The organism is Campylobacter sp. LMG 7929 (genome assembly GCF_024723595.1).
Lineage (GTDB): Bacteria > Campylobacterota > Campylobacteria > Campylobacterales > Campylobacteraceae > Campylobacter_D.
In genome coordinates this window covers 26,939-35,392 of the sequence record NZ_JANQCY010000014.1, presented here as the reverse complement: position 1 = coordinate 35,392, position 8,454 = coordinate 26,939, and the positions used below count along the sequence as shown (strand labels likewise).

At 26.1% G+C, this 8,454-nt stretch carries 8 protein-coding genes; 2 read left to right on the top strand and 6 right to left on the bottom strand.

Annotation, left to right across the window (positions count from 1 at the left end; genetic code table 11):
* Positions 1–163: 163 nt before the first annotated feature.
* The 6 genes from CAMP5118_RS06980 to CAMP5118_RS06955 form a co-directional block, all read right to left on the bottom strand.
* A complete protein-coding gene (locus tag CAMP5118_RS06980) occupies positions 164–1,075 on the bottom strand; it encodes a type VI secretion system baseplate subunit TssG (RefSeq protein WP_257938269.1) in 912 nt (303 codons plus the stop codon).
* Complete coding sequence (gene tssF / locus CAMP5118_RS06975) at positions 1,072–2,799, bottom strand: type VI secretion system baseplate subunit TssF (RefSeq protein ID WP_337206399.1); 1,728 nt, start codon at positions 2,797–2,799, stop codon at positions 1,072–1,074. The genes CAMP5118_RS06980 and tssF overlap by 4 nt, the downstream gene beginning before the upstream one ends.
* A 1-nt stretch (position 2,800) precedes the next feature.
* Complete coding sequence (locus CAMP5118_RS06970; RefSeq protein ID WP_066007556.1) at positions 2,801–3,193, bottom strand: GPW/gp25 family protein; 393 nt, start codon at positions 3,191–3,193, stop codon at positions 2,801–2,803.
* Between the two features lie 3 nt (positions 3,194–3,196).
* Positions 3,197–4,651 (bottom strand): type VI secretion system contractile sheath large subunit, encoded by a 1,455-nt coding sequence (tssC, locus tag CAMP5118_RS06965; RefSeq protein WP_257938267.1) that lies wholly within the window; start codon positions 4,649–4,651, stop codon positions 3,197–3,199.
* A gap of 12 nt (positions 4,652–4,663) precedes the next feature.
* Positions 4,664–5,149, bottom strand: a complete 486-nt coding sequence (gene tssB / locus CAMP5118_RS06960) for a type VI secretion system contractile sheath small subunit (RefSeq protein WP_039626294.1) — start codon at positions 5,147–5,149, stop codon at positions 4,664–4,666.
* Between the two features lie 73 nt (positions 5,150–5,222).
* Positions 5,223–6,497, bottom strand: coding sequence for a TssA family type VI secretion system protein (locus tag CAMP5118_RS06955; protein ID WP_044598841.1), 1,275 nt, complete (start codon positions 6,495–6,497; stop codon positions 5,223–5,225).
* Positions 6,498–6,591: 94 nt separating this feature from the next.
* On the opposite strand from CAMP5118_RS06955, the gene tssJ reads away from it, so the two are divergent.
* Positions 6,592–7,032 (top strand): type VI secretion system lipoprotein TssJ, encoded by a 441-nt coding sequence (tssJ, locus tag CAMP5118_RS06950; RefSeq protein ID WP_044598840.1) that lies wholly within the window; start codon positions 6,592–6,594, stop codon positions 7,030–7,032.
* A gap of 15 nt (positions 7,033–7,047) precedes the next feature.
* Positions 7,048–8,448, top strand: coding sequence for a type VI secretion system baseplate subunit TssK (tssK, locus tag CAMP5118_RS06945; protein ID WP_044598839.1), 1,401 nt, complete (start codon positions 7,048–7,050; stop codon positions 8,446–8,448).
* Positions 8,449–8,454 lie beyond the last annotated feature (6 nt).

The window sequence follows — 8,454 nt, the reverse complement described above, 5'->3', positions numbered from 1 at the left end:
AGTTTTGGATTAATATAAGCTTGTTGTTAATTTATGGTTATTTTCATAATATTGGGTATTAATAAAATTTAATAATATCAATAGTTTAATAATAAAAATTCAGATCTTATGTATTTGATTTTAATATAGATGAATAAATGATATATTTTGATAAATATAAAAATTATTCATGAAGTTTAATATGTATTATTTCGTAATTTTTTATTTTTTTTCCTAAAATTTTACCCCATCCTAATTTGGAGTGAGAGTAGTCTCCTAGCTTAAACAGCATTCTTTTATTAAAAATAATTTTAAGATATAAATCAACACAAAATTCATTGTTAGTTAGAAATAATATACTTTCTTTAAGCTCTTTGTATTTTTCTGCGTTTGGAAAGTATTTTAAAGCTTCATCATAGTGTATATCTTTTATATAAATAGCTATTTTATTTTGGTAAGATAGAAATTTTTTTCCCAAGATTAGATTTTTTCCTAAAATATGATTTTTACTTCCTAATTTATTTAATTGTATGTGTCTTATGTAAATTTGATGGGGTATATTTTCTATAATATTTAATTGATTTTGTAAATTAAAAGTGATTTGTAAAATTCTTTCAATATAACTTTTAGGTCTTCTTAAACTTAGTAATAACGGTGCAAAAGGTAGGTATCTCTTTGCAATTTTTGTGTCATTGATGCCTAACATAGAAAATAGTATTTTAGAAATTCTATCGCTGAAGTTAATATCAAAACTTTTTGGATAATTGTTAAGAGTGGTAATTTCAAAAAAAATCCAAAGAAGATAGTGATTGAAGAAATCAAAAAATAAACTCCATCCATCCCCGCCATCCTCATTCCTAGAGAGCTTGTCTAGTATATAAGAAGGGAGTTGTGATGTATTACCTTGTAGACCCATAAAATTAATCATAATTTCAATGGGAAAATCACTAATATTTTTATTGAATTTTACATATTCGATTTCTTTGTTAGGATGCATTAGAGCATTATTTACCCTTAGAAAAATATCTTCTTTGGGATGATCTTTTAATAATTTTTTAAGAAGTTTATAAAAGGTATAAGAGTTTGCATTGTTCATAATATAGGTTTAATTCCTTTTTTAAAAGGATAGTGTATAGTCGCTTTTGAGTTTATGCATTTAATTTTTAATTCACAAAATGAATTAATACTCACAAAGGATGATAAAAATTCTGAAATTATTAATCCTAGCTTATAAACTTCACCCAAAGAATAAAATTTAGAATCATCTATACTTATAATACTCATAGTACCTTTTTTTGTAATATACTCATCAATTAAGTAGCTTGGTTTTGACTGTATGTCAATTATTGAAGAGGTAAGTAATTGACATACTACTTCAGAAGTTTTATCATCAGGAAAGCTATAGCTTTCTAAAACTTGAAAAAAGGATGTTTTTGTTAAAAGAGTTTGATAACTAAATGACAAAATAGAAACTAATTTCCATAAAAGATCACCATTGGTTTTAACTTGCTTAATCGGCGTTGGAATGGTAATGTTTTTCGTAATAGCATCTTTATAAAAAGGTATAAGATTGATATCGCCTATTTTTAAACGGGTCGGTAAATTTTTATTACAGCATAATACATCTATTGTGATTGTTTCATTTGTATTGTTTGAGGAAAAAAACGATATTTCTTTGAAGTTATCTTGCTTGGAATTTGATTTATTTGTAATGTAGTAAAAATCTTGTATTTTATTTTGCATAAATTCAAAACGTTCAAAATTTTTATAGTTTTTTAAAATTCTACTCCCGCTGTCGCTATTATGTGCTTTGACTTGTTTTATTTGAACTATATCATATGCATTTAAATTTGTTCTATCGATAAAAATTCTATATCCATTTTTCGAGTGATTATTGATGATAGGTTCTGCTGTTTTTTCGAAAATATTAATGATTGGTGTTGTCGATAATGAGAATAATTCATTTTTTATAATACAATTTTTAGGAAGTGTTTTATTAAATTTAAAAAAAATGCTAATTAACTTACCTTTACACTCATGTAAAACATCCAAGCCTTGTATTGAGATAAAATTAAATTTTTCAGGCAAAAAAAAGTATTCTCTTAGCAAGGAAAAAGATTCAAATCCTAAGTCATTATAAAATAGGCAACTTTCGTTTGGCTTTAAACCCATAGTTTTAATATTATGGGTATTTATTTTAAATTCTTCTTTTGTGTCATGAGATATGACTTTTATTTCTTCTAAATATTGATGCATATAAAAAAGTAATGTAGATGATGTGTAAACATCATCCCCTAAGTATATACTTAGTCTATCTAAACCTAGATGTTCTATGTTTAAATCTTCTCTACTAACTCTAAGTTGTATATCTAATGTATGATATTGTCTTTCACTTCCTAAAAAAACATTCTCTATATTTAATGGATATAGATATACATCATATACTGTTTTAAATTCACATTCACATTTTTCTATAGATACGGATTTAACTGTACTATTTTTAGGAATAATTAATCTGTTGAGTTTGCTGTTTTCGCTAAATTTGAATTCTTGCATACACATAGAAGGTAGAATGTTGGTGTAATTTGGAGAAAGAATATTAATTAGAGATTCTGCAATATAGGGTATATTTTGATCTAATTCTTGATGAATTTTAGAGGTTAATATTGCTAAATTTTCAATAATTCTTTCTATATCTGGATCTTTACTATCGTAAGATAAAAAAGGGGTTAACTTGGGAAATTTATCTATAAAAATTTTCCGAGCATGATTAAGATAAGCAATCTCCTTTTGATAATAATGTATATCATCTTGTGTCATTTTAGATAACCTCGCAATATCGATTATTTTTAAATATAATTTCAATTGCAAATTCTTTAAAATTATCATTACAAAAAACACATTTTAGTAAAAATGAAAGTTGCCAAGGTTTTAAAGAATCATTATATGTGATAGAATTAATTATAATTCTTTTTTCGTATTTACTTATGAGTTTATGAATTTCTTTTGCCATGTTCAAGCAAAGTTCTGTCGAGCTTAAATTTAGATTTTCCATACTAGATAATCCAAAATCTTCAACACTTAAGCAGTCATCAAGTTTTGCATTAAGCAAAACTTGTATATTATTTTTTATTTCTTGAAATTCATTTTGATAAAAAGGGATATTTTTATATTGCTCATCCAATGAATGAATAATTTTATCCAACAAAGACATTTATTATTCTTTATCCAATTTACCTACTAAAGATAGTTCAAAATTTCCACCCATATATTTAAAGTGAGGACGAACACTCAACCCAATCTTATACCATCCAGGCTCCCCTGGTATATTATCCACTTTTACTTGAGCCCCTCTAAAAGGTCTTCTACTTCTAACCTCTGCTGGTGGATTTTCTTGATCTGAAATATATTGTCTAACCCATTCGTTTAAACCATTTTCAATATCACTTCTTTCCTTCCAGCTTCCAATTTCTTCTCTTTGTAGTACTTTTAGATAATGTGCTAATCTTGAAATTAAAAATACATAAGGCAATTGAGTACCTAAGCGGTAATTTGTTTCAGCCTCTTTTCCTTCTGGTGTGTTTGGAAATATTTTAGGTTTTAAAGCAGAATTTGCTGAAAAAAATGCTGCATTATTGGTGTCTCTTCTTAGAGTTAAAGTTATAAACCCATTTTCTGCAAGTTCATATTCTCTTCTATCTGTAATCAAAACTTCAGTAGGAATTTTAGCTTTTAAGTTTCCAAAATTTTCATAATAATAAGTAGGAAGATCTTTTACGCTTCCACCGCTTTTTGGTCCTATGATACTACCGCACCACCTGTATTTAGCAAAACTTTCTGTTAATCTTGTTGCGAAAGCATATGCTGAATTTCCCCATAATAGATGATTATGAGATGCGTGAACATTTTCTTTGTAATTAAAGCTTTTGATGGGATTTTCTTCACTATCATAAGGCGATCTTGTCAAAAACCTCGTAACCATTAATCCTGTGTATTTAGAATCTTCATTTTCTCTAAAAGTTCTCCATCTTGTGTATTGTGGACCTTCGAGAAGACTTTGTAAATCCTGAATATTAGCTAATTCTGAATAATTTTCTAAACCAAAAAATTTAGGTCCTAAAGAAGTTAAAAATGGAGAATGACTCATTGCTGCTATGCTTGACATTTTATTTAAAAAAGTCATATCTGGACTTGTAGTGCTTAGTTGGTAATCACCAATTATAGCACCAACTGGTTCTCCACCAAATTGTCCATATTCTGAAGAATAAATATTTTTATAAACAACACTTTGGGTGATGTCTGGATTATTTTCAAAATCTTCTAAAACTTCTTCTTTTGTAATATCAAAAAGATTAATTTTAATATTTTCATTAAAATCAGTTCTTTCTACCAAGAAGAAAAGTCCTCTCCAAGTCGATTCTAATTTTTGAAATTCTTCATTATGTAAAATCTCATCCATTTGTTTTGATAATAAATCATCGATATGGGCAATCATTTCATCAAGTGCAAATTTGTTGATTTTATCTTCTATGTTATCGCTTTCAACTATTGCGGAAATAAATTCGGCTACTCCTCTTTTTGCTATACTATAGCTTTCATCATTTCTAGCATATTTGCTTTTTTCCATAATACTTTCAATAATTGGAGTATCAATTACTTTATCTTTTGACATATTATGTTTCCTTTATTCTTCGTTATTTTCTTTTTTGATTTCTAAAAGCAACTGCTCTTTGGTTTTTTCATTTTTTAGAGCATCTAAAACAGCTTTTCTAAAATTTGGAATATTACCCATGGGTCCTTTTAGAGCCATTAATGCTTCTCTAAGGCGCATTAGTTTATTTAACTCTGGCACTTGTTGCACTATATTATCAGGCGAAAAATCTTTCATACTAGATATTTTTAGGTTGATATCTAATTCTTCAGCGCCTCCACCCAAAGTATTTTTAACATTAAATTGGGTTTTGATGTCTAGTTTTTGCATAACTTGATTAAAATTTATTTTGTTGATAGACACAATTTCTCTATCTTCTAAATTTTGTTCATTTTTACCTGTTAAATTAGCCATTATCATAAGTTTTAAAGGTAATTCTATCTCTGCATTTTGCCCGTTTGTTTTTGCCTTGTAGGTTATATTTATGCGTTCTTTTGGTGCACTTGATCCATCAGACATTTTACTTCCTTATTTTTTGAATTAAAATTTATTTTTTAAATTATACATAAAACTAAATAAAGAATAACTAAGTTTATATTTTTTTATTAGTTTTGTTTTTTGCATAATTATACTCATCACTTAAGTAATCCTTTAATAAGGTTTTTTCCATAAGTTCAACTAGTTGTAAGTATATAATTTTTGCATTATTTTTCATATTGTTTGTTTCAAAAACTTGTGCCATGGCTATTAAAGAATTTATATTACAAAATAAAGAATTATTATAATTTTCATTGTTTATTTCAATGAGTAATTGCTCTACTTTTTTATTTTTATCGGATGTGGTGTGTGTTTTTTTATTAGTTTCTTGATTTTGTTTTACAAAATAATTAAATGTATCTTCTTTACACATTAATTCGCCGTTGTCAAATCTTAACTTGGTAATATCTTTGAATTTGAGAATAAAATTACAAGTTAGTAAATTTAAAATTTTCAAGGAGTGTTCTTTTTGATGATGATGTAAAAAATCACAAAATAGTTTAAATCCTTCTATCCAGAAAGGGTTAAGTGAAAGGTTATTGATAAAACATTTTATTTGATCTAACTCATTCGTATTTTTATCTAATAGTAATTTTATTAAATTTCTATCAGGATATCTTACTTTAGTGACAAAATCTGAATGCGGTGGAAGGGTTTTTAATCTTCCCCAAGCTGCTTCTGCAAACAATGAATAAGCATTAGTATTTTCAATGTTATTTTCTAGTAATTCTATTGCTAGATTATTTAATAATGTTCTGTATTCTCTATCGCTAAGATTAGATAATTTTGTGTTTTTTATATCGATATTTACTTGTGTCACTGGAGATTTAAGAGGTGATTGTTTAGTTTGAGTTATTTCTTCTTTAATGTTTAATTTTGCAAAATTACAATTTAAAATTTCGTGTAATTTTTCAAAATATTCATTTAAACTTTTAGCTGTGACTTGTGAGCATTTTGGTGAATTTTTATTAAATTCATTAATAAAATTTTCAACAATTTGTTTGTATTTCTTTTTTTGATTTAATAGTATAGAAGATGTTTTACTTATATTTTCAGGTTTTTCTCGAAATAATTTTTCTGTAAAAATTATTATTTCTAAAAATATTTTAAAACACTCTTCGTTATTTAATGCTAAACATGATAAAGAAAAGTAAGCGAAAATTTTCATATCCATCGAGTTGTTTTGTAAAATATCTAATGAGTATTCATATACCTTATCCCATTGTATTTTTTCATGATTTAATGTTTTGTATTTTGTCATCTCTTCTTCAAGTAAATGAAATATCTCTAAGTTTTCTAAATTTTCTTCATAATGATCACAGAAAATCATTTTTTATCTCCTAAGCACTATTGAAAGTTTTTTTAATTATAATAAAAAATAAAATTATAGTGTTATTTATTTAAGTATTTTTTTAAGGATGGGAATGAGAAAAATTTTTGTTATGTTGCTCATGGGGTTGTTTTTAAGTTCTTGCTCTAGTGTTGTAAGTGTAAAGATTGATAATATAAAAAATTCTAATTTAAATAGTAGAAATGATGATGTTCCTTTGACTGTTATTGTGTATCAACTAAAAGATGTAAATAAATTTATAAAGGCTAGTGATTTAGAGCTGATTAATAGAGAGGATGCTATACTCGGTAGAGATAAAATTGACTCGATTAGACTACAAATTGCCCCTAAAGATAATATTATTGCTTTTAAAGTTATAGATGAAGAAGTGCCGTATATTGGTATTTTGGTTTTATTTGCAAATAATACTAAAAAGGTAACAAAAATTTGGGCAAAAACAGATGATGCTAATGGTTTTGGAACTAAAAAAACATTAAAATTTGAAATAACAAAAGATGGTGTTAGACATATTTAATCTAAGGAAAATATAATGGCGGATAAGCTAAAAGTAGCTTGGTTTAATGGGCTAAATATTGATAAAATTCATTTTGAGCAACAAGAACGATATTTTGAAAGAAATATTAATCTTAAAACAATTTCAACTTTCAATAATTTATATGGAATAATTGATTTAGAATTTTCCAATGAAATGTTAATGCAAGGAAAAATAGCACTTAAAAGAATTTCTGGAATTGCTAAAGATGGTAGCATTTTTAATGCACCAGAACAAGATGAGCTTCCAGAGCCTTTGGAAGTTAATTATGATTCTTTGGTAAATTCTATTATTGTTATTAAAATTCCTATGGGTTTATCCTCTATAGCAGATATATCTTTACACAATAATATACCTAATTCAAAATACATTAGTTTAAGAAGTGTTGTAGCTTCAAGAATATATGATGATAATACTAATGATGTTTTTAAACATACTGATTTGGAAGATGAATATGAGAATGATAATATTACTTTCTCTCAAGAAAAAATAAGCATTACTTTAGCTAGTTTAAGATTGAAATTGGGCTTTTTAGGTAGTAAAACTCCAGATGAACTTGAAATTCCTATAGCAAAAATCAAAAATATTGATTTAAATAAAAAAATAGAGTTAGATGAAAGTTTTATACCCACTTGTTTAGATTTAAATAAATCTTCGTATATTAAATCATTTTTAGAAGAAATTTCGCATTCAATTAAACAGCATAAAGAAATACTCACTGAAGTATTTAAGGGTATAGATCAAACTAAAAACACCTTGGATTTTAGTACTTATTTATCGCTTAATCTTTTAAAAAAATGGTATTTTATTTTTTCATATATAATCAATAAAGATAAAATACATCCTGAAAATTTATATGAAAAATTAGTTGATTTTCAAGGAGATCTTAGTGCTTTTGGTACTGAAAGCTCCTTTTCTGATTTTATAGTATACAATCATGATGACTTGACTAACACTTTTTTACCACTTACTAATCAACTGAGAGTTTTATTTGCAAAAATAACTTCTCCAAAATATACTATGGCTCAAGTAATTGATAATAACAATGGATTTTATGATTTGTTGTTTGACAATCCTACGGTTATTGAAGAGGGCGAATTATTTTTAGCTATTAGTGCTGATGTTAATCATGAGTATTTATTATATAATTTTAAAACTCAAAGTAAAATTCATACTCAAAGTAGGATAAAAAGTATAGTAACAACACAATTACGAGGGATAAACATAGAGCAAATTTCAAATATTCCATCTTCTATACCTTATTTAAATGGTTATATTTATTACAAGTTAGACAAAAAAGATGAGCTGTTTAAATACTTTAAGGGCGAAAATGTTATAAGTTTATATCTAACAACAAATATAAAAAACCCTGATATAAAAATGTGGGCTGTATTTTAAGGAGTA

Excerpts from the sequence above, each read along its gene's own strand:
- tssJ (WP_044598840.1), top strand. The coding sequence starts at position 6,592 with ATGAGAAAAATTTTTGTTATGTTGCTCATGGGGTTGTTTTTAAGTTCT.
- tssK (WP_044598839.1), top strand. The coding sequence starts at position 7,048 with ATGGCGGATAAGCTAAAAGTAGCTTGGTTTAATGGGCTAAATATTGAT.
- tssB (WP_039626294.1), bottom strand. The coding sequence starts at position 5,149 with ATGTCTGATGGATCAAGTGCACCAAAAGAACGCATAAATATAACCTAC.
- CAMP5118_RS06970 (WP_066007556.1), bottom strand. The coding sequence starts at position 3,193 with ATGTCTTTGTTGGATAAAATTATTCATTCATTGGATGAGCAATATAAA.
- CAMP5118_RS06955 (WP_044598841.1), bottom strand. The coding sequence starts at position 6,497 with ATGATTTTCTGTGATCATTATGAAGAAAATTTAGAAAACTTAGAGATA.
- tssC (WP_257938267.1), bottom strand. The coding sequence starts at position 4,651 with ATGTCAAAAGATAAAGTAATTGATACTCCAATTATTGAAAGTATTATG.
- tssF (WP_337206399.1), bottom strand. The coding sequence starts at position 2,799 with ATGACACAAGATGATATACATTATTATCAAAAGGAGATTGCTTATCTT.
- CAMP5118_RS06980 (WP_257938269.1), bottom strand. The coding sequence starts at position 1,075 with ATGAACAATGCAAACTCTTATACCTTTTATAAACTTCTTAAAAAATTA.